This is a genomic window from Mesorhizobium sp. BR115XR7A, assembly GCF_020165315.1.
Classification (GTDB): domain Bacteria; phylum Pseudomonadota; class Alphaproteobacteria; order Rhizobiales; family Rhizobiaceae; genus Mesorhizobium; species Mesorhizobium australicum.
This window is the reverse complement of record NZ_JAIUHW010000001.1, coordinates 717,350-737,829: the sequence shown is the minus strand read 5'-3', so window position 1 is coordinate 737,829 and position 20,480 is coordinate 717,350. Positions and strand designations below refer to the sequence as shown.

At 63.6% G+C, this 20,480-nt stretch carries 20 protein-coding genes; 5 read left to right on the top strand and 15 right to left on the bottom strand.

The genetic code is table 11. The features are described 5' to 3' along the window. Nucleotides 1–22 precede the first annotated feature (22 nt). A complete protein-coding gene (locus LB557_RS03920; RefSeq protein WP_224644187.1) occupies nt 23–886 on the top strand; it encodes a LysR substrate-binding domain-containing protein in 864 nt (287 codons plus the stop codon). 216 nt (nt 887–1,102) lie between these two features. Here LB557_RS03920 and LB557_RS03915 read toward each other — a convergent pair whose 3' ends face one another. After that, nucleotides 1,103–2,008: a DMT family transporter gene (locus tag LB557_RS03915; RefSeq protein WP_224593906.1), complete on the bottom strand. Its 906-nt coding sequence runs from the start codon at nt 2,006–2,008 to the stop codon at nt 1,103–1,105. A 60-nt stretch (nt 2,009–2,068) separates the two neighbouring features. After that, on the bottom strand, nt 2,069–2,956 hold the full coding sequence (locus LB557_RS03910) for a DMT family transporter (protein ID WP_224643536.1): 888 nt from the start codon (nt 2,954–2,956) through the stop codon (nt 2,069–2,071). 338 nt (nt 2,957–3,294) lie between these two features. Here LB557_RS03910 and LB557_RS03905 point away from each other — a divergent pair, with 338 nt between their 5' ends. From LB557_RS03905 to LB557_RS03895, 3 genes are all read left to right on the top strand, one after another. Further along, nucleotides 3,295–3,876, top strand: a complete 582-nt coding sequence (locus tag LB557_RS03905) for a VOC family protein (protein ID WP_224643535.1) — start codon at nt 3,295–3,297, stop codon at nt 3,874–3,876. A gap of 26 nt (nt 3,877–3,902) precedes the next feature. Next, nucleotides 3,903–4,748, top strand: coding sequence for a glutathione S-transferase family protein (locus LB557_RS03900; RefSeq protein WP_224643534.1), 846 nt, complete (start codon nt 3,903–3,905; stop codon nt 4,746–4,748). 165 nt (nt 4,749–4,913) lie between these two features. Next, nucleotides 4,914–5,621, top strand: a complete 708-nt coding sequence (locus tag LB557_RS03895; protein ID WP_224643533.1) for a response regulator transcription factor — start codon at nt 4,914–4,916, stop codon at nt 5,619–5,621. Nucleotides 5,622–5,634: 13 nt separating this feature from the next. On the opposite strand, the gene LB557_RS03890 is transcribed toward LB557_RS03895, so the two are convergent. From LB557_RS03890 to LB557_RS03880, 3 genes are all read right to left on the bottom strand, one after another. After that, nucleotides 5,635–6,738, bottom strand: coding sequence for a polyamine ABC transporter substrate-binding protein (locus LB557_RS03890; protein WP_224643532.1), 1,104 nt, complete (start codon nt 6,736–6,738; stop codon nt 5,635–5,637). A 69-nt stretch (nt 6,739–6,807) separates the two neighbouring features. Next, entirely contained in the window at nt 6,808–7,914 is a 1,107-nt protein-coding gene (gene aguA, locus LB557_RS03885) for an agmatine deiminase (protein WP_224643531.1), read from the bottom strand. Nucleotides 7,915–8,075: 161 nt separating this feature from the next. Next, nucleotides 8,076–9,593, bottom strand: coding sequence for a S10 family peptidase (locus LB557_RS03880; RefSeq protein WP_224643530.1), 1,518 nt, complete (start codon nt 9,591–9,593; stop codon nt 8,076–8,078). Between the two features lie 194 nt (nt 9,594–9,787). On the opposite strand from LB557_RS03880, the gene LB557_RS03875 reads away from it, so the two are divergent. After that, nucleotides 9,788–10,291 carry an OsmC family protein gene (locus LB557_RS03875; protein ID WP_140617232.1) on the top strand — a complete coding sequence of 168 codons (504 nt, stop codon included), beginning with the start codon at nt 9,788–9,790 and terminating at the stop codon, nt 10,289–10,291. Between the two features lie 50 nt (nt 10,292–10,341). Here the strand turns inward: LB557_RS03875 and LB557_RS03870 are convergent, their stop codons facing one another. The 10 genes from LB557_RS03870 to LB557_RS03825 form a co-directional block, all read right to left on the bottom strand. After that, the gene (locus LB557_RS03870; protein WP_015318519.1) at nt 10,342–10,560 is read right to left on the bottom strand and encodes a hypothetical protein; all 219 of its coding nucleotides are present in this window, start codon (nt 10,558–10,560) and stop codon (nt 10,342–10,344) included. 169 nt (nt 10,561–10,729) lie between these two features. After that, complete coding sequence (locus LB557_RS03865; RefSeq protein ID WP_224643529.1) at nt 10,730–11,371, bottom strand: hypothetical protein; 642 nt, start codon at nt 11,369–11,371, stop codon at nt 10,730–10,732. A gap of 77 nt (nt 11,372–11,448) precedes the next feature. After that, entirely contained in the window at nt 11,449–12,189 is a 741-nt protein-coding gene (locus tag LB557_RS03860) for an SDR family NAD(P)-dependent oxidoreductase (RefSeq protein WP_224643528.1), read from the bottom strand. Nucleotides 12,190–12,237: 48 nt separating this feature from the next. Beyond that, entirely contained in the window at nt 12,238–13,707 is a 1,470-nt protein-coding gene (gene purF / locus LB557_RS03855) for an amidophosphoribosyltransferase (RefSeq protein WP_015318516.1), read from the bottom strand. Nucleotides 13,708–13,811: 104 nt separating this feature from the next. Then, nucleotides 13,812–14,471 carry a CvpA family protein gene (locus LB557_RS03850; RefSeq protein ID WP_140717951.1) on the bottom strand — a complete coding sequence of 220 codons (660 nt, stop codon included), beginning with the start codon at nt 14,469–14,471 and terminating at the stop codon, nt 13,812–13,814. Between the two features lie 47 nt (nt 14,472–14,518). Then, entirely contained in the window at nt 14,519–15,922 is a 1,404-nt protein-coding gene (radA, locus tag LB557_RS03845; protein WP_224643527.1) for a DNA repair protein RadA, read from the bottom strand. A gap of 139 nt (nt 15,923–16,061) precedes the next feature. Next, nucleotides 16,062–17,552, bottom strand: a complete 1,491-nt coding sequence (locus LB557_RS03840; RefSeq protein WP_015318513.1) for a replicative DNA helicase — start codon at nt 17,550–17,552, stop codon at nt 16,062–16,064. A 245-nt stretch (nt 17,553–17,797) separates the two neighbouring features. Further along, nucleotides 17,798–18,763: a small ribosomal subunit Rsm22 family protein gene (locus tag LB557_RS03835; protein WP_224643526.1), complete on the bottom strand. Its 966-nt coding sequence runs from the start codon at nt 18,761–18,763 to the stop codon at nt 17,798–17,800. 3 nt (nt 18,764–18,766) lie between these two features. Continuing rightward, the gene (locus LB557_RS03830) at nt 18,767–19,090 is read right to left on the bottom strand and encodes a YnfA family protein (protein WP_015318511.1); all 324 of its coding nucleotides are present in this window, start codon (nt 19,088–19,090) and stop codon (nt 18,767–18,769) included. A gap of 89 nt (nt 19,091–19,179) precedes the next feature. Then, on the bottom strand, nt 19,180–20,472 hold the full coding sequence (locus LB557_RS03825) for an SAM-dependent methyltransferase (protein WP_224643525.1): 1,293 nt from the start codon (nt 20,470–20,472) through the stop codon (nt 19,180–19,182). Nucleotides 20,473–20,480: the final 8 nt, after the last annotated feature.

Below are 20,480 nucleotides of genomic sequence, written 5' to 3'. Positions count from 1 at the left end.
GATGATTTGATAAAATCGAATTATGGAAACGCTTGATCCCGACCTGCTCAGAACCTTCCTTGCTTTCGTCGACAGCGGTTCGCTGGCGCAGGCGGCGGCCAATGTCGGCCGCTCACCCTCGGCGGTGACGGCGCAGATGCAGCGCTTGGAAGAGATCGTCGGTGAGCCGGTTCTGGCGCCGCACGGCAGGGGGCGCGGCCTGACGCCGGCAGGCGAGGATCTTGTCGGGCACGCCAGGCGTATTCTTGCCGTGCATCGCCAGGCCTGGCTGGCGCTGAAGGGCGCGCGCGCTGCCGGGCGCGTCGCCATCGGCACGACGCAGGATTTCGCCGATAGCGGCCTGCCGGACCTGCTGCGTGCCTTCGCCTCCAGCCATCCCCGCGTCAGGATCGAATTGCGTGTCGGCCGCTCCGCCGAACTGGCGCACGCGTTACAAGCTGGCAGCCTCGATCTGGCGATCGTCATGCGCCAGGCTGCCGTGCCGGACGAGGTCGGCGTGTTGCGCGAGCCGATGACATGGCTGTGTTCGAACAAGGGACTGGCCTCGCGGCAGGAAGAATTGCCGCTGGCGCTGCTCGACCCCTATTGCGGGTTTCGCGAGGCGGCGCTCGCCGCGCTCGACGCCGCCGGCCGCCGCTATCGCATCGCTGCCGGCAGCGCCAGCCTGGCCGGGCTGCGCACCGCGGTAAATGCCGGTGTTGCGCTGACCTTGCGAACCCCGCGCTTTGCCCATTCCGGCATCGTCGAAGCGCCCCACGAACTTGGCTTGCCGCCGGTTCCGATGGCTGAGTTCGCGATCCGCCTGCGCGCCGGTGCCGATGCGCCCGCGGGCGATCTGGCGACGCTGCTCGGCGGTAGCCTCGCTTTGTCCGGATCGCTTGGTTGATTGACGAGGCGCGAAGTTCCGTCGCCGGTCTATTGGCTGGAAAGCCGACTTGTGGTCGACCCGTCTGTTGCAAAGCAAAAGCTGTCGCAAAGAAAAAGCCGACCTTGCGGTCGGCTTGGAGTAGGACGGGCCGAGGGGTTTGGGGGACTTGGGGGGGTGGCCCGTCGCACTAATAATGTCCGGGCACGGTGATGGTTCCGTGACTTCCGAAAATTTTTAAGAAATATTTGAAGACGCCTGTCGCGAGCGTGCCTTCAGCCAGTCGCGGCCGGCATGGGCGAAGACGGCGCCGAGCACGATGGCACCGCCGACCATGCTGGCCAGCGGCGGGATTTCGGCCAGGAACAGAAATGCAAACAGGATCGCGAACGGCACTTCCGCCGAACCGAGCAGGCCCGATTCAGGCGCCGGGATCAGCCGCGAGCCTTCCGTCCACAGAATGGAAGCCAGTGCGAAGGACGCGCCGAAGGTGGCAAGCAGGATAGCGTCCCTTGATGAGACCGCCAGGGGATCGGTGACGAACCATCCGAGTATGAACAGCAGGAAGGCCGAAACCGCGCCGGCCCACACAACGGGCGTGTCACGGAACGCGCGAACCATGATCATGTACAGCGCGCTGCCGGCCGTCATCAGCAGCGCTAGCCCGTCGCCGAACAAATTGCCGGTGGCAAAACCCGACCACACCATGATGGCGACCCCGCACAGCGACACCGCCGCCGCCACCATCGTCTGCAGCCGGAAAGGTTCGCGCACCAGCATCCAGGCCAGTACGGCGGCAATGAAGGGCGACGTCGCGTAGATGACCGCGACATTGGCGACGAAAGTGAACTTGAAAGCGGAAATGAAGGCGATGCTGGCCAGTGCGCCTTCGACGGCCAGCAGCCAGCCGCGCCAGCCAAGCCGCAGCGGTTCACGGTTGCCGGCACGGCGGCGGCGCCACAATACGTAGAGGCTGATCAGGATCGCGCCGACAAAGCCGCGCCAGCAGGTGATCGTCAGCGGATCGGCATGGATCGACTTGGTCAGAACGCCGGTCAGCCCGAATACAGCCGCCGAGGATGATACCAGCAGGATACCCAGCGTGCGTTCGGCGGTTTCCGCGGTGGCCGTGATCTCAGTCATGCCGGCAGCCTACCTTGCCTCGTCCTGACATCGTCGTGTCGGGAGTAATGACCATCCACGTCAAAGCCGCTTGCGGAAATGTTCGCCGCCGACGATCAGCAGGCCGGCGGTGACGATAAGGGCGGCACCCAGGAACACTTCGCGGCGCGGCACGTCGCCCCAGATCGCGAAGCCGAGGGCGAACGCCCACAACAGCGAGGTGTACTCGAGCGGCGCCAGGATCGATGCCGGCGTGCGCTTCATGCCTTCGAAGAGAAGGTATTGCGCCAGGCCGCCGAGCGCACCGACGCTGGCAAGAAGCAGCAATTGTGCCGGATCCGGCGTATGCCACCACGACAGCGCCGGCACCGCCGAAAAAACCAGGAAATAGAAATTGTTGAGGAGGAGCTGGATCGTCGAGCGCTCGGCAAGCGCCGTCTTGCGCAGAAGCACGATGGCGATGCCCCAAAGGCAGGCCGCCGTCAGTACCAGCAACACGGGCACGGACAGGCCAAGATGGGCGGGATCGCAGGCGACAAAGACGCCGGCAAAGCCGATCAGAACCGCCAGCCAGCGCAGAACGGGCACCTTTTCGCCGAGCAGGACCACCGATAGCACGGTGACGATGATCGGAGCCGCGTAATAGACGGTGGTCAGTTCGGCGAGTTGCAGGCTGCGGGCGGCATTGTAGTAACAGAGCCAGGCGGCGAGCGTGAAGGCGCTGCGCACCAGCATCGGCCGCACGATCGGCGAGCGCACCGTGTCGGCGAACAGCGGCCGCCCGCCGATCACCGCGCAGGCGCCAAGAATGGTGATGCTGCGGAAGAACATGATCTGCCAGACGGTCATGCCGGTGACCAGCAGTTTGATCGAGGCGTCCTGCGTCGAAAACAGCAAATAGGCGGCGCCCGTCAGCAGGATTCCGGCGAAGACCCTTTCGCGTGTATCGAGAATGGCGATATCGGCCATAAGGCGTGCGCCTGCTTGAGTGAAGGCGGCCCCAGCCCCCGGCGGCTCCGCACCTGCCAGCTATACGGGCGAAATCCCGCACGGCGCTGCTCCAGCACCGCGCTTGCTTTTGGGGCAGGCGGCAATGGCGCGAAATGCAAGCTTGTCCCGGATGCGGCTTCTGGCGCGGCAGGGTCGATTGGTTTAGCATCATCTTATAAAGCCGGAGACGAAGGCAGGCGCGCAGAACGCCGAGGGACGGACATCGAATTGGCGCTCAGCTCATGCCAGATGTAGCTTGTGCGGGCGCGGCGTGACGGGCCGCTTCTGCCAGAGCGGATATTGCGGGGAGAAGGCCGATGCAGAAACTGCAGTCGCAAGGCGTCCATCACATCACGCTGGTCGGTGCCGGTCGCCAGACCTCGATCGATTTCTGGGAAGGTGTGCTGGGCATGCCTTTCATCTTCGAGCAGCCCAACCTCGACAAGCCGAGCGAAAGCCATCTTTATTTCGATCCGGGCGACGGCCGGCTGATCACCATCTTCACCGACGAGACCCGCACGGCCGTGCAGCGCCGCACCCCGACCGACCCGGGCTGCGTGCATCACATCGCCTTTTCGGTGTCCCGCGTCACTTTCCTGCAGGCGGTCGCCCGGCTCGACGAGCGCGCCATCAAGCACAGTGGCATCAAGGATCGCGGTTTCATGGATTCAATCTATTTCGAGGATCCGCTCGGCCTTCTGATCGAGCTTGCCTCTTATCGTTTCGAGCCGCCTGCAGGCTTCACCCATGCCGATGTGCTGATGGAGGCGCATAAGCTTCGCGTCACGCGTGGCGACTACAACATCGCCGAGGTGCATCTGGCTGATGCGATCCAGGCGCTGGTGGAACACGCGCGCGCGACATTGTCGGCGGACCGGGCGCCCAAAAATCCGTACTGAAGGCTGAACAGGCAAGGGAGGAACACGTGGCAAAAGCAGTGACGAAAAGCGTAGGGAAACCGGCCGCCAAACCAGCGGCAAAAGCGACCGCGAAGCCGGCAGCAAAAGCTGCGACCAAGACGGCGCCAAAGGCCGCCAGCAAGACCGCGGCCAAGGCCAAGGCGAAACCGGCAAGGAAATCGGCGCTGACCATCAGCATGCTGAAGCCGAGCGTCAACAACATGACCGTTCGCGTCTTTGCCCGCGCCGCCGGGCTCGACCATGCGGAGACCGATGCGTGGGGGCACACGCGCTCGCCCGAATACATGGCGCGTAATCCGGCCCACCTGACGCCGATGATCGAGGACAAGGGCCTGCCGCGCGGCGTGCTGTGGGAGAGCTGCGCCATCATGCAATATCTTTCCAACAAGCATGGGCTGGAGAAATTCTACCCCAAGGCGCCAGCCAAGCGGGCGATGATAGACAGCGCCATGTTCTATCTGATCGGCACGCTTTATCCCTATGTCGCGCGCGCCACCTATCCGGCGCTCGGCTTCCCGCAATATGCCGGCGAAGTCGGTCACAGCGATGCCCACCCGGATAGGAAATCGGAGGCGCAGAAGGCCGCGGTCGCCGCCATTGCCGAGCCTCTCGAGGTCTTCCACTCCTTCTTCCGCGACGGCAAGCCGTTCATCGGCGGCAAGAACCCGTCGATCGCCGACATCCGTCTTGCGGCAACGCTCGAATTCCTCGCCGTCATCGACTACGCCCTGCCCAAATGGGCGAAGGAATACATGGCTGCGATGGAGAAGAAGCTCGGCAAGGCCTATGCTGGTCCGGCCGGCGACGTGCGCGGTTACATCGCCCATGTGAGGTCGCAGGCCAAGGCGTGAGTCCAACCAGTCGATGGGGCGATGAGCTGCGGAAGCGGCCACGGGGTTGATCTCACCGGCGACGTCGCGTTCCCCGCCAGCTTGAAGTTGGCGGGGCTTGCTTTAGTCTGGGCGCGGATGCAGTCGATTTTTTCTCTCGACCGGCTTGAACGCTGGAGTGGTGGCGTGGCCGCCGCGGCCTTGGCGGCAACGCCCGAAGACTTGTCGGCCCGCTTCAGCGCGGCGGCGAGGGTGCTGCTTGGCTCGGATCGTGTCTATGTTGGCTTCTATCGTCGCGACATAACATCCCTGACCATCGACGATGCCGGACCCGATCGCTGGAACCGGGACTATGATGCGCGCGTCTATCGCCAGGATCCGTTCTTTCAGAGGTTCGCCAGCACCAGCCAGGATTTCCTGCTGCCGTTGTCGGCTCTCAGCCAATGCGATTTCCAGCGCACGCCGTATTACCGCGAATTCTACGGGCCCTCCGGCAGCTTCGATGAAATAACCGGCGTGTTCAACCTCGACGGACTGACCGCCGGCTATGTAACCTTTCTTCGCCGGGAAGGCGCACCGCGTTTTGGCGAGCAGGATCTGGCCGTGGCCGGCGCGGCGAGCAGCGCGACAAAGCTCATTCTGCAAAGGCTGCTTCATTTGTGCCGTCTTCGCGACAAGGGTTCCGCAATCGAAGCCGCGGGGTCGCAACTCAGCGCCCGGGAAAGGCAGATCGCGCGGCTCCTGGTCGGGGGCGGCAGCGCCAAGACGATTTCACGAAACCTGTCGATTTCACCCGGCACCGTGCGCAACCACATCAAGCAGGTCTACCGCAAGCTCGGTGTGCACTCCCAGGTCGAGCTGTTGGCCATAGGCTGGAAGGCCTCGCCCAACTGATGGTTCGCCATCTTCACTGTCCCGTCACGACGCGTGTCCACATGCGGTTTTGCAGCCGCAGCAGCTTTGCGTCGTTGTTTTCGACCACGAACAACTTGGCCTTTACATCGTCGGATGGGAAAACGCCGGGATCCTTTGCGACGGCCTGATCCATCAGTGGCAGGGATTCCGGGATCGCATTGGCATAGGAAACATAACTGGAATTGGCCGCTGCGATATCGGGCCGCAAGTTGAAATCGATCCAGGCTTGGGCATTCTCCGGATGCGGCGCATCCTTCGGCACGGCCATCGTATCGAAGTTTATCAGCGTGCCTTCCCTTGGAATGGAATATGCAATCTCCAGCTTCTTCGCGGATTCCGCCGCACGGGTCTTGGCCTGCAATATGTCGCCCGACCAGCCCAGCACGACACAGATGTCGCCATTCGCCAGGTCGTTGATGTATTTCGACGAGTGGAAGTAACGGATATAGGGACGCACCTTGCCCATCAGCTCTTCGACCTTGGCGAGGTCGTCCGGACTGATCGACCTGGGATCGATGTGGAGATAGTTCATAGCCATAGGAATGATCTCCGCCGGAGCATCGATCATGGCGACGCCGCAATCGGAGAATTTCTTGACGACGTCGACGTCGAAGACCATGGCGAAGGAACCTGTCGGCGCATACGGCATCCGTTGCTTGACGGCAGCGACATTGTAGCCGATCCCGTCTGTGACGGCCATGTAAGGCACGGCGTACAGGTTCTGCGGATCCGCGCCCGCGATCAGCGACAAGGCTTGCGGATCGATTTTCGAATGGTTTGAAAGCTTCGATCTGTCGAGCCGCAGGAAAGCGCCTGCCTTCACCTGGTTCTTCAGGAACGGAAAGGCCGAGGGATAGACCACGTCATATCCCGAGCCGCCGGTGAGCAGTTTCGTCTCAAGGACCTCGTTGCCGTCATAGACATCGTAGCGGACCTTGATGCCCGTCTCCTTCTCGAATCTCTCAACCGTGTCCGGGGCGATGTAGTCGGACCAGTTGTAGACGTTGACCACCTTCTCATCGTCCGCCCGGGCGACGCCGAGACTGATGCCGCAGGCAAGCGCGGCGGTCAGGATTGGGAAGAGCAGAGCGCGCATGGGTATCTCCTTTTGCCTGGCGGGCCGATGCGGCGCACCGTTCTGATTTCACTTCGGCACGCTTGCCGCTCAACGCCGGTGGGGCGCATAAACGGGTAACGTGATACAGGCGACATTGCCGCCTCCGAGCAGAATTTCGCGGGAGTTCTCGATGCCGACGAGCTTGTGATCGGGAAACAGCGTGGCCAGCTGTTGCTTTGCCTTCCCGTCGAGATCGCAGCCGAATTCCGGCACGACCACGACGCTGTTGCCCGGATAATAGTTGATGTAACTCGCCGCGATCCGGTTGCCGGTCGGCCGTGCCCAGGTCGAATCGACCCGGTCCACGCTCTCGCTTTCTTCCATCGTCATCTCGATCGGCAGGGGATGGTGCAGCCGATGAACCTCCAGGCGACGGCCACGCGCGTCGCGGGCCGAGCGCAGCACCTCTTCGGCTTCGCGTACGATCTCATATTGCGGATCGTCCCGCTCGTCGGTCCAGCTCAGCGCCACAACGCCCGGACGAACGAAGCAGCAGAGGTCGTCGACATGGCCATCCGTCTCGTCGAAAGCAAAACCGCGCGGCAGCCAGATGATTTTGTCGACGCTGAGATAGTCGCCAAGCTGTTGTTCCACCTTCGCCTTTCCGAGATGGGCATTACGGTTGCGATTGAGCAGGCACTGCTCGGTTGTGATGAGCGTGCCTTGGCCGTCGCATTGCAGCCCGCCGCCCTCGGCGATCAGCGGTGCGCGATAACGGTCCATCCTCTCGATCTCGAGGACCTTTTGCGCCACGAGGTCGTCGAGATCCCAAGGCGAGTAGAGGCCGCCGTCGAAACCGCCATAAGCGTTGAAGATCCAATCGACGCCGCGCACTTCGCCTCGATCATTGACGACGAAATTGGGGCCACTGTCGCGCAGCCAGGAATCATTGGTGGACATTTCCACGACGCGCACATGGCTGGGCAATCGCGCTCTTGCGTTCTGCCACTGGCGGCTGGACGCCGCCACCGTCACCGGCTCGCTTTGCGCGATCGCCGCAGCGACATTGGCGAACAGCCTCTGCGCGGGCTTGGCGCCCAGCCGCCAGGTGTCCGGCCGTTCTGGCCAGATCAGCCAACAGCCCGATTTGGGCTCGAATTCGCCAGGGGCGCGAAACCCATCCTGCCTCGGTGTGGTCGAGAGCGTATGTGACATTGTGGGACCACCGGGAAATGGAATGACGAAACCTCGCCCGATCAGACGGTTTTGGGACCTTGTCCGTCAATGTCCCATTTGGGACAGCTTGATCACTGCACCGGCCACCGGTCCTGCATCGGCGCCGGCCTTGGTTGCCCGGAGACTCGATGTCCCGTTGTCTACTGGGTTGCCTGGTAAACCTCTGAAGCGGCCTGCTTCAGCGCGCGCCGTCCGTCCGGTTCGAGATACATCATGTGCCCACCTTCAACGACGTCGAGGCGGATCTGCCTGGCGCCGGCGAGCGACGGGATCTGGCTGACCAGATAACGCGACGCCAGATAGGGAGTGACGAGATCGGTGTAGCCGTTGACGATGACGACGCCCAGCGCGGGATTCAAGGACCGCGCCCGTTGCAGGTCATCCATCACGCCGGCATAGCCCTGGCGCGAGGCGCTCGTCCCATAGTCCCAGTTGTGGCTGATATCGCCGTTCAGCAAGCGGTAGCTGACATCGGTGCGAAAGTTCAGCTCGTCGCGCGCGTAAGCGACAAAGGCCGAGGTCAGCGCCGGCACGCTACGGTCCAGCACCGGATCGGGGCCAGCGATACGGGCGCTCTGGGGAGCGATGTCCGCCGTCGCGATCATGCCGTCATAGGGGCTGAGCACCTTGCCCGTGGCACGGCCAAACTCCCTTGCGAAGAGCGAGGTCGGGACGCGCGCGAAGTTGCGGTGAACGAGGTCGAGCGGCAGGCCGGTGATCTCGGCCACGCGGTCGCCCGCCAGCCGTCCGCCTTGCTCCAGCCCACTGGTGAGCGCACTGAGGTACTCGCCAAGTGCATAATGCTCGACCTCGGCGAGCTTTTTCCGCAATGTGTCGCCGTTGACACCTTCACTGCGCAGGCGAACCGCGGCGAGGGAGGGTAGTTCGAGAGCCCAATGCAGCGGCTCGAATTCGTCGGGCTGCACCAGGGTGAATTCCAGCGCCGGCGAGATCAGCACGATGCCGCTCGGGCTGATGCCGATATCTTCCTGCAGCGTCCTGGCAAGCAGTGCCGCCCGGAACCCGCCATAGCTCTCACCGGCGAGGAACAGCGGAGATCCCATGCGGCCGTTTTGGGCGAGATAGAGCCTGATGAAGGCGCCGATCGAACTGGCGTCCTGGCTGACGCCCCAGAAGTCGTGCGTATCGTGGCCGGGCGCCTCGCGGCTGTAGCCGGTTCCCACCGGGTCGACGAAGACGAGGTCGGTCATGTCGAGCCAACTGTCGGGATTGTCGATGAGCTTTTGCGGCGAGGGGAGGAATTCCCCGCCGGCTCCGGTGGCCACGATGCGCGGTCCGAGCGCGCCGAGATGCAGATAGGCTGAAGCGGCGCCCGGGCCGCCGTTGAACACGAAGGTGATCGGCCGCGGTGCTTCCGTCGCCACGCTCTCCCGCGGCTTCAGCGTATAGGCAACATAGAAGATCTCCGCCGTGATCTCGCCCTTGCCGGAGAGCAGCGGAAGCGTGCCGGCCTTTGCCTGATACCGCAGGCTGCGTCCGCCAATGGTGATCGAATGGTCGGTGATCTCAGGTGACGGCAGCAGTGAAAGCACGCCGCCCGCGGGTGCCGGCCGCTCCGCCGTTTCGGCCAGGAGAGGCTGCGCGAAACCGGCAAGCATGAAGAGGACAAGGGAGACGAGTTTCAGCTTGGAACGCATGAGACCTCCGCGGAAAAGACTCCCGCATAGCTATGGCCGAGGCGGATGAAGTCAAAGGGATCAGACGATGGCGCGCCCACTGCTGTTGTTTCCGCCGAACCAGTTCCTGACAGCTTGGGTCGTCATGTTCGGATTGCCTCACACGTCTCGCAGGACCATGCTATCAAGGCAGAAAGCCTGTCGGAGGAACGAAAATGGACGCAACCGAGCTGAAGGCCATGCAGGCGCCGCTGAAGCAGGCCTACCGCGACGACGCCACGCAAGCACTGATCACGCTAAGGGCAAAGGGCTCGATCGACGAACAGTCGGTGGCCTGCAAGGTGGAGACGGGCAGGGCGTTGGCAATCGCCGGCCTTCATCCGGCAACAGGCGGCTCGGGGCTCGAACTGTGCTCCGGCGACATGCTGCTCGAGGCGCTGGTGGCGTGCGCCGGGGTGACGCTGAAGGCGGTGGCGACGGCGCTCGAATTCAAGCTCGGCGCCGCTACCGTTGAAGCCGAAGGCGACCTTGATTTTCGCGGCACGCTTGGTGTCGCCAAGGATGCGCCGGTCGGCTTTCGCGCCATTCGGCTCAATTTCAATCTCGACACGGCGGAGCCTCCGGAGCGCATTGATTCGCTGCTGAAGCTGACCGAGCGCTATTGCGTGGTGTTCCAGACCATCAAACAAAAGCCGGAACTGACGGTGAGCGCGCGGTGATGAATCGCAAGGCCCGCGGCAGCGGTCGCGGGCCTTGCGATATCTGATGCTTACTGAGCTGCCGGCTCTTCGGCGTCGCCTTCGTCGGTGAAGGGCGAGGCGCTCGGCACGCACTGCACGGACCAGCCGGCGGGTGTCGGCTGCTTCTGATACTCGGTGATGGCGGCGGTGCACTGTTCGCGCTTGTCGAAGGTGCTGGGCAGCACGACCATGCCGCCCTGCGGGCCGGCGATTACCAGATACCAGACCAATGCTGCGGTCGTAGCCATGGAGTTTTCCTTGTTCTGCCCAGATCGGGCTCTCGTTGCGGGATTCGCTCGATCCTAACAACTCCTCGGAAATGACGAAAGCATGACCGCCCAGCGGCTTCTCCCCTCAGATCACAGCCGCGTGATGATCCGTCGGGTTCCTAGCTGCGGTATTGCCCTCCGCCGTGGTTCAGTCGGTCGCAAAGCAATAGAACAGGCCGTCGCCGCCTGTGCCTTTCAGCGCCTCCTGGCTGCAGCCGCCACGCGAGGCATGCGAAGAATTCCACGACTTCGCCGCCGCCGAATCGTCGAGACCGGTGCGGTCGTGATGGCCCATCATCGCCGCCCCTTCGGAGCCGCTCATCGTCCAATCGCCGCAGGTCTGGTCGGCGATCCTGGTGCCGTCGGGCTTGGAGCCGGTCAGCATGTCGTGTCGGTTGGGCGTATCGCCGCGGCCGTTGACCGTCTCACCCTTCTCGTTCAGCGCGGTCTGCTTGGTGATGCCGTTGGCGTCGCTGTGCAGCGAGGCGACATCATCGGCGATCTTGGCGCCCTTGGAGTTGAACCAGGGACCCTTGCCGATGCGATCGCGCGCATCCTCCGCGCTGGTCGAGAGATATGCGTGCCAGGTCTTGCCGGTGACGCCGGCGGCTTCCGCCAGCGACGCGCAATGGGCATCCGCGCCCTTCAGGCCGCCGAGATCGCCCCCCTTGCCGGAGCCGACGCTGGTGACGAAGAAACTCATCTTGGTATCTTGGGAAACGGCCACGCCCACCGTAGCTCCAAGAGCGGCGGCAAGGGCGGTGGCGGCAACGATGGCGAGTCTTGGCATGTCGGTCCTCCGGTTTCGAATGTCCTACGTCAGAAGAACGTAGCCGAAGGCTGTTTTAATCCATTTCGAACCGGCTTTTATTCCGGTTGTCGGTAGGCGACGAAGCGGTTGTGCTTGGCCTGGAAGATCAGGCCGGTCTCTTTGAGATCCGGGCTGGCCAGCGGCACGATGCGTTTGGCGATCTCGGAGGGGTGCGGCAATGTCTCGGGATCCTCACCGGGCACGGCTTGTGCGCGCATCGCGGTGCGGGTGGCGCCGGGGTCGGCTGCATTGACGCGCAGCGGCAGACTTTGCGTCTCATGCGCCCAGGAGCGCATCATGGTCTCCACCGCCGCCTTCGATGCCGCGTAAGGCGCCCAGAAGGCGCGCGCCGAATGCGCCGCGTTGGACGACAGGATAATCGCCCGGCCGGCATCCGAAAGCCGCAGCAGCGGGTCGACCGAGCGGATCAGCCGCCAGGTCGAGGTGACGTTGATGGTCATCACCTTTTCGAAGGTCTTGGCCTCGACATGGCCGATCGGCGAGATGACGCCAAGCACGCCGGCATTGGCGACGAGGATGTCGAGCTTGCCCCAGCGCTCGTGGATGGCGCCGCCCAGCCGGTCGATACCGGCCATGTCGGCGAGATCGAGCGGCACCAATGTCGCCTGGCCGCCGGCCGCCTTGATCTGGTCGTCGAGTTCTTCCAGCCCGCCGACGGTGCGGGCAACCGCGATGACATGCGCGCCGGCCGCAGCCAATTCCCTGGCGATGAAATAGCCGATGCCGCGCGAGGCGCCGGTGACGACCGCGACGCGGCCCATAAGGTCGAGGGTCATGCGATGGCTTCCGGAACTCTGGCTAAGGCTGATGAGGATCCGCCAATTCTACGACCCGCTTGTCGCCAGCAGCGACAGCGTGCGCACATTGTCGTGGCCTTCGAAGTCGAGCAGGCGGGTCGGGTACTGGCCGGTGAAGCATGCATCGCAGAACTGCGGCTGCTCGTCGTCGCGGCTGGCCTCGCCGACGGCGCGGTAGAGACCGTTGATACTGAGGAAACCGAGCGAATCGACCCGGATGAACTCGGCCATCTCTTCCACCGACATGCGCGAAGCCAGCAGCTTCGACTTCTCCGGCGTGTCGACGCCATAGAAGCACGATGCGCTGGTCGGCGGCGAGGCGATGCGCATGTGCACTTCCTTGGCGCCGGCATCGCGCACCATCTGCACGATCTTCTGGCTGGTGGTGCCGCGCACGATGCTGTCGTCGACCAGCACCACGCGCTTGCCCTCGATCATGCGGCGATTGGCGTTGTGCTTGAGCTTGACGCCCATATGGCGGATCGAATCGCCGGGCTGGATGAAGGTGCGGCCGACATAGTGGTTGCGGATGATGCCGAGTTCGAAGGGAATGCCCGCCGCCTGGCTGAAGCCGATTGCCGCCGGCGTGCCGGAATCCGGCACCGGTACGACGATGTCGGCGTCGACCGGATTTTCCTGAGCCAGTTCCGCGCCGATGCGCTTGCGCACCTCATAGACATTGCGGCCCTCGACCGAGGAGTCGGGTCGGGCGAAATAGACATATTCGAAGATGCAGAAGCGGGTCTTCTGCGGTTCGAACGGGAACAGGCTCTCAATGCCCTTGGACGTGACGACGACCATCTCGCCGGGCTTCAGGTCGCGCACGAAACGCGCGCCGATGATGTCGAGCGCACAGGTTTCGGAGGCCAGGATCCAGGCGCCGTCCAGATCGCCCAGCACCAGCGGGCGGATGCCGAGCGGATCGCGGCAGCCGATCATCTTCTTGGCCGTCATCGCCACCAGCGAGAAGGCGCCCTCGACCTGGCGCACCGCGTCGATGAAGCGCGAATTGAGGTCGCGCTCCTTGCTGGTCGCGACCAGATGCAAAAGCGTCTCTGTGTCGGAGGTGGAGGAGAAGATCGCGCCTTGCTTCTGCAGCGCGCGCTGCACCGTCATGGCGTTGGTGAGGTTGCCGTTATGGGCGACGGCAAAGCCGCCATCGGCCAATTCGGCGAAGAAGGGCTGGATGTTGCGCATGCCGGCACCGCCGGTGGTGGCGTAGCGCGTGTGGCCGATGGCGCGGTTGCCTTGCAGGCTGTCGATGACGCGCTGCTTGGTGAAGGTGTCGCCGATCAGGCCGACATGGCGTTCGACATGGAACTGGGTGCCGTCATAGGAGACGATGCCGGCCGCTTCCTGACCTCGATGCTGCAACGCATGCAGGCCGAGTGTGACGATGGCCGCCGCGTCCTGCCGGCCAAAGATGCCGAACACGCCGCACTCGTCATGGAAATGATCGTCAGCCTCGGCGGAAAGCACGTCGTCTGCGTCTGCCATCTTAAGCTCCGCTAAAATCGCCATATAAGGCGGTCGCGCGTCGAAAGCAACGCACTGCATGCGATCGTTCACATGGATCGATCGCCAGACGCCCCGTTCGGACCTCAGTTCGCCGGCGCTGGCGCCGGCTTGGCGGTGTTGTCGGCAGGACCGGCGTCGTTGTCGTCAGGCGCCGGCGCATTGGCGTCGTCGCCACCGGCTGGTGCATCCGCCGCCGGTGCGTCGGGCGCGACGGGCGTCTCGGTGGCCGGCTGATTCGGATTGAGCTTCTTGAGGATGGCGTTTTCCGGGTCCTCTGGAAGCAGGCTCTCGAGCTTGGCGCCGATCTGTTCAAGCAGCGGCCGCGACTTGGCTTCCGTGACCCAGGCCGGGGCCTTGGCGCCGGCCAGCCAGTTGAAGAACAGCAGCGCGACAGCGACGACCAGGACGCCGCGCGCGGCGCCGTAAAGGAAGCCGAGCGTGCGGTCGAGGGCGCCGATGCGCGAATCGATGATCCAGTCGGCAAGCTTCATGGTGATGACCGAGACGACGATCAGCGCGATGATGAAGACCACGCCTGCGGCCGCCGCCATGGCGATCTTCTCATTGTCGATATAGGGCTTCAGGTAGGGCAGGACCGGTTTGTAGAAGAAGAAGGCCGCCGCCGCCGCCGCCGCCCAGGAGACGACCGAAAGCACCTCGCGCGAAAAGCCGCGAACCATGGCGAGCATCGCCGAGACCAGGGTGAAGCCGACGAGAATTCCGTCAAGCAGCGTAATCGGCATGTCTTTGGCCCCACTCCGATCTCTTGTTCACGACTCGACGAGCCGCGTCATTCTTCATCGTCGGCACGGCTGCGCCGTGAGCCGGCTATGCGCGCCACGAGGTCGGCAAGCTCGGTGGGCTGGAAAGCGCCGGCCCCAATCCCCCCAGCAAGTTCCTCGCTGCCCAAGGGCAGAACCGCGCTACCAAAACCCAGTTTTTCGGCTTCCTTGAGACGCTGCTGCGCATGCGCAACCGGCCTCACCGCGCCCGAAAGGCTGATTTCGCCGAAATAGACGCAATCGGCGGGGAGGGCAAGACCAGTGAGCGAGGAAACCAGTGCGGCTGCGACCGCGAGATCGGCCGCCGGCTCGCTGATGCGGTAGCCGCCGGCGACGTTGAGGTAGACGTCATGCTGCCCGAAACGCACACCGCAATGCGCCTCCAGCACTGCCAAGATCATCGACAGCCGCGCGCCGTCCCAGCCGACCACCGCCCGGCGCGGCGTGCCGAGCGAGGAGGCCGCGACCAGCGCCTGGATTTCGACCAGAACCGGCCTGGTGCCTTCCATGCCGGCGAAAACCGCTGCTCCCGGTGATTTCGCGTGCCGTTCGCCAAGGAAAAGCTCGGATGGATTGGAGACCTCGCGCAGACCTTTGTCCGACATTTCGAAGACCCCGATCTCGTCGGTCGGTCCGAAGCGGTTCTTCACCGTGCGCAGGATACGGAAGTGGTGGCCGCCTTCGCCCTCGAAATAGAGCACGCCGTCGACCATGTGCTCGACCACGCGCGGACCGGCGATCTGGCCTTCCTTGGTGACATGGCCGACCAGCACGATCGCGGCACCCGTGGATTTCGCGTAGCGGATCATCGCCTGCGCCGCGCCGCGCACTTGTGTGACGGTGCCTGGCGCCGAATCGGCCAAGTCGGTCCACAGTGTCTGGATCGAATCGAGGATGACCAGATCGGGCCGCTTGCCGTCGGCGATCGTGGCGAGGATATCCTCGACATTGGTCTCGGCCGCGAGTTCCACCGGCGCCGATGCGACGCCGAGCCTCTGCGCACGCAGCCTGATCTGGGCAACTGCCTCTTCGCCCGAGACATAGACGATGCGATGGCCCTTGGAGGCAAGTGCGGCCGCGGCCTGGGTGAGCAGCGTCGATTTGCCGATACCGGGATCGCCGCCGACCAGAAGTGCAGAGCCCCGAACAAAACCGCCACCGGTGGCGCGGTCGAGTTCGCCGATACCTGAGATGATGCGCGGCGCGTCCTCGATATCGCCTGAAAGTGTGGTCAGCACCACCGCGCGGCCCTTGCGGGCGTTGCGCGTGTTGGCAGGACCCGAGCCGATGCCGCCAGATGTGCCTTCCTCGACCAGCGTGTTCCACTCGCCGCAGGCATCGCATTTGCCAGCCCAGCGCTGATGCACCGAACCGCAATTCTGGCAGATGAACTGGACGCGGGATTTGACCACGCTTTACCTTCCCGCCCGCTGGCGGGCGCCACGCGCGACAGCCAATCTCCCCCCGTGCGGGGGAGATGTCCGGCAGGACAGAGGGGGGCGCCGTAGGGCGCCGAGACCCGTTGCTATTGGTGAGATCGCTGGCAAGAGGCTACTCAAACCTTTCCGCGATGTGGTGCTCTTCCGCGAGATCGGAGAAGCGGGTGAATTCGCCGTGGAAGGCAAGCGTGACAGAGCCCGTCGGCCCATGGCGCTGCTTGGCCACGATCACCTCGGCCTTGCCGCGCATCTCGTTCATCTCGTTTTCCCACTTGACGTATTCCTCGGTGCCGAGCTTCGGCTCGCGGTTCTTGAGGTAATATTCCTCGCGATAGACGAAGATGACGACGTCGGCGTCCTGCTCGATCGAACCGGATTCGCGCAGGTCGGAGAGCTGCGGACGCTTGTCGTCGCGGCTTTCGACCTGACGCGACAGCTGCGACAGCGCGATGATCGGCACGGCCAGCTCCTTGGCCAGCGCCTTCAGGCCCGTGGTGATCTCGGTGATTTCCTGCACGCGGTTCTGCGAAGACTTGGCGGATGAGCCCTGCATCAGCTGAATATAGTCGATGACGATCAGGTCCAGGCCGCGCTGGCGCTTCAGACGACGCGCGCGGGCAGACAACTGGGCAATGGAAATACCGCCGGTCTGGTCGATGAACAGCGGGATCTTCTGCATGGTCTGCGAACAGGCGACCAGCTTTTCGAAGTCCATTTCGCTGATTTCGCCGCGGCGGATCTTGGAGGACGAAATTTCCGTCTGTTCGGAAATGATGCGGGTTGCGAGCTGTTCGGACGACATTTCGAGCGAGAAAAAACCGACCACGCCGCCATTGGCCGCCTTGAATGAGCCATCGGCCTGCTGCGCCGGCTCATACATCTCGGCAATGTTGAAGGCGATGTTGGTGGCGAGTGATGTCTTGCCCATGCCTGGACGGCCGGCGATGATGATCAGATCGGACGACTGCAGGCCGCCCATACGGCGGTCGAGATCGCGCATGCCGGTGGCGAGGCCCGACAGACCGCCGTCACGCATATAGGCGGCGTTGGCCATGTCGACCGCGGTCTTGACCGCGTCGGTGAAGCTCTCGAAGCCGCCGTCATAGCGCCCGGTCTCGGCCAGCTCGAACAGGCGGCGCTCCGCGTCCTCGATCTGTTCGGAAGGCGACATGTCGACAGGGGCGTCATAAGCGATGTTGACCATGTCCTCGCCGACGGTGATCAACGCCCGGCGCGTCGCCAGATCATAAATGGCGCGGCCGTAGTCGGTGGCGTTTACGACGGTGACGGCTTCCACCGCCAGCCGCACCACATACTGCGCCACCGTCATGTCGCCGACCTTTTCGTCGGCGGGCAGGAAGGTCTTCAGCGTGATCGGCGTCGCCGCCTTACCCATGCGGATCAGCTCGGCCGCGACATCGAAGATCTTGCGGTGCAGGGGTTCGTAGAAATGGCCGGACTTCAGGAAGTCGGACACCCGGTAGAAGGCATCGTTGTTGACAAGTATAGCGCCAAGCAGCGCCTGCTCGGCCTCGATGTTGTTGGGCGATTCCCGATAGAGCGGTTGCTCTGCCACGCCGAATTTTCGTGCTGCCTCTGCCATGATGTCCCCGATTTCGATCCCCGTCTGTCGATATCAGAACTGGACAAGTCAGTGCTGACTTATCTGCAACAGCCCGTGAAGAAGCGGCTTTGGTACTCGCGATTCACAGCCAAAATTTTTCCGTGGAAAGAATCGCAATTGACTCGAATCGAGAGTTGGCAACTTAGCGTTTTTCGCAGGAGAACAAAACAGGAAAGTGAGCGCTGGCGACACCGGATTGCGAGGCTGTCGTGTCTCTTTCATCCTCATGCCAGTGCATCGCCCCAATCCGCCCGCCGCGCCACCTTGAACGCGTCACCGTCGCGCTTGGTGAAGAGCCTTTCGCCGGCGCTGCCATTTGCCTCGCAAAGCTTGAGCACGACCTTGCCGGAACCGGATTTCGGCGGCGCGACGACCCGCGCGGCGCGGAAGGCAGCCGGCTGGCGCGAAGCGGCTACATAGATGAATTTCTCATCTTCCCACGGTACTTCCGCCTCTTTGGCCAGGCGGTGCAGGCGCGAGCGGGCGACGCGGCGGGAAAAGTGGCACCAGTCCGGCGGGTTGAGCGGGCAGGGCGCCTCGTGCGGACAGGGCGCCAGCACATGCGCGCCGGCCGCGATCAATTGTGCGCGTACAGCTAGAATGCGCAGCCAGCCCGCCGGCGTGCCCGGCTCGACGATCAACAGCGTGCCCTTGGTGAGTTGCCATAGCCGGTCGACCATTTTGGGCAGGGACGTCGGCGCGATCTCGTCCAGCACATAGGCACATGTGACGAGGTCGGCGGACTGGAGGTCGGCAATGTCGGTCGTGACATCGCCGGCCCGCCAGACGGTCTGGGCCGTGATCGCATCGGCGGCAAGCGTCTCACCGACCTTGCGCACCGCGGCACTCGCCTCAAGCAGCGTGGCCAGTTCCAGTTCAGGCCAGAGATCGCTGGTGGCCCAAAGCACGGTGCCGGGACCGGCGCCGACGTCGAGCAACGTCGCGGGTGCGAAATCCGGCCGGGCTTCGGCGAGCGCATCGAGGCTGGCGCGGACCGCGGCGTAGGTCGCCGGCATGCGCGTCGTCAGATAGGCCTTGACCGCCATGTCCTGCGCCATATGCAGGCGACCGTCGCGCAATTCGGCGCGGTAGCGGTCGGACAGGGTTTTCGCCGCCTGCTTCAGGTCCGGCAGCGGCACCTTTTCCAAAAGGCGATCGACAGCCTGTCGAAGAGCGGCCGGCAGCTCCACGGCCTATGCCCCCCTGGGTGCAAGCAGGATAATCGAGGCGCCGGCCATGCAGAGCGCCGCGCCGGCAAGGTCCCAGCGATCGGGCCGCACGCCATCGGCCAGCCACAACCAGGCGAGCGAGGCAGCGATGTAGATACCGCCATAAGCGGCATAGGCGCGGCCGGCTGCATTGGTGTCGACCAACGCCAGAAGCCAGGCGAACACAATCAGAGAGGCAAAGCCAGGCAGCAGCCAGAGCGGCGACTTCTCCAGCCGCCACCACGCCCACACCGAAAAGCAGCCGGCGATCTCGGCAAGCGCCGCGGCTGTGTAGAGGAGATAGGTCATAAAAAAGGCCTCGCGACGATCACGAGGCCTTTTTCGGGGCAGGAGCCTATAATGGCAAGCGCCAATAATGCGTCCTGTCAGCGCTGTTCCTATTCCGCCACCTTGCGTCGGCGGGCGGGCTTGGCGGACTTCTCGACAGGAGCCGCCTCGCGGCGGCCCATGTCGCGCAACTCCAGCGCCTTCTCGCATTTGGCCATATAGTCGCGCGTCATCGGCAGCGTGTCGTTCTTCTTGGTGATCTGGAACTGGAAAATCACCAAGTCCTGCCAACGGAAGGCAGCTTCCGAGGCAGCCAGATAGAACTCCCACATGCGGCAGAAGCGTTCGTCATAGATCGCCTTTGCCTTGTCGCGGTTGGCGGCGAAGCGCTGGCCCCAATGCTTCAGCGTGTCGGCATAATGGAGCCGCAGGATTTCGACGTCGGTGACCACGAGGCCGGACTTCTCGATCGCCGGCAGCACCTCGGACATTGCCGGGATGTAGCCGCCCGGGAAAATATACTTGCGGATGAAGGCGCTGGTCGCCCACGGCACGCCGGAGCGGCCGATCGTGTGCAAAAGCATGACGCCATCAGGCTTCAGCAATGTTGCCGCCTTGTCGAAGAAGGTGCGGTAATGGTTGACCCCGACATGCTCGAACATGCCGACCGAGACAATGCGGTCGAAGCGTTCGTTGAGCTCGCGATAGTCCTTCAGTTCGAAATGGACGTGGTTTTCCAGCCCTTGCGCATGAGCCCGGTCGGTGGCGACGCCATGCTGTTCCGTCGACAGCGTCACGCCTTGCACGTCGACATCGAAGGCCTTGGCCAGATAGAGGCCGAGCCCGCCCCAGCCGGAGCCGATGTCGAGCACTGTCTGGCCGGCCTTCAGCCTGAGCTTGGCGGCGATGTGACGTTTCTTGGCGGCCTGCGCCTCGTCGAGCGTCATGTCCGGCTGCTCGAAATAGGCACAGGAATACTGCATGTCCTCATCGAGGAAGAGCCGGTAAAGCTCGCCCGACAGATCGTAGTGGCGCTGCACGTTGCGGCGCGAGCGCGAGGTGGTGTTGATCTGCTGCAGGCGGCGGAAGGCGTGGCGCAGGCCCTCTATGGCTTTCGACCATGTCGCGTCGATGCCGCCGCTGCCCATGTTCTGGAAGGCAATGCGCATCAGTCCGAGCACGCCGCCTTCGAGAATGTCCAGCTCGCCGTCCATGTAGGATTCAGGCACCGCCAGCATCGGATCGAAGGTGATGGCGCGCTCGGCATGCCTGGTCTTGATGTGCATGTGCACCGGCTCGCCGCTGCCGTCGCCGAAGATGAACGTCGTGCCTTTCGGCCCGGTTACCTTGAGGCTGCCCGTGCGCACCAGGCGGTCGAGAACGCGCTTCAACAGAATATTCATGGTCCGGT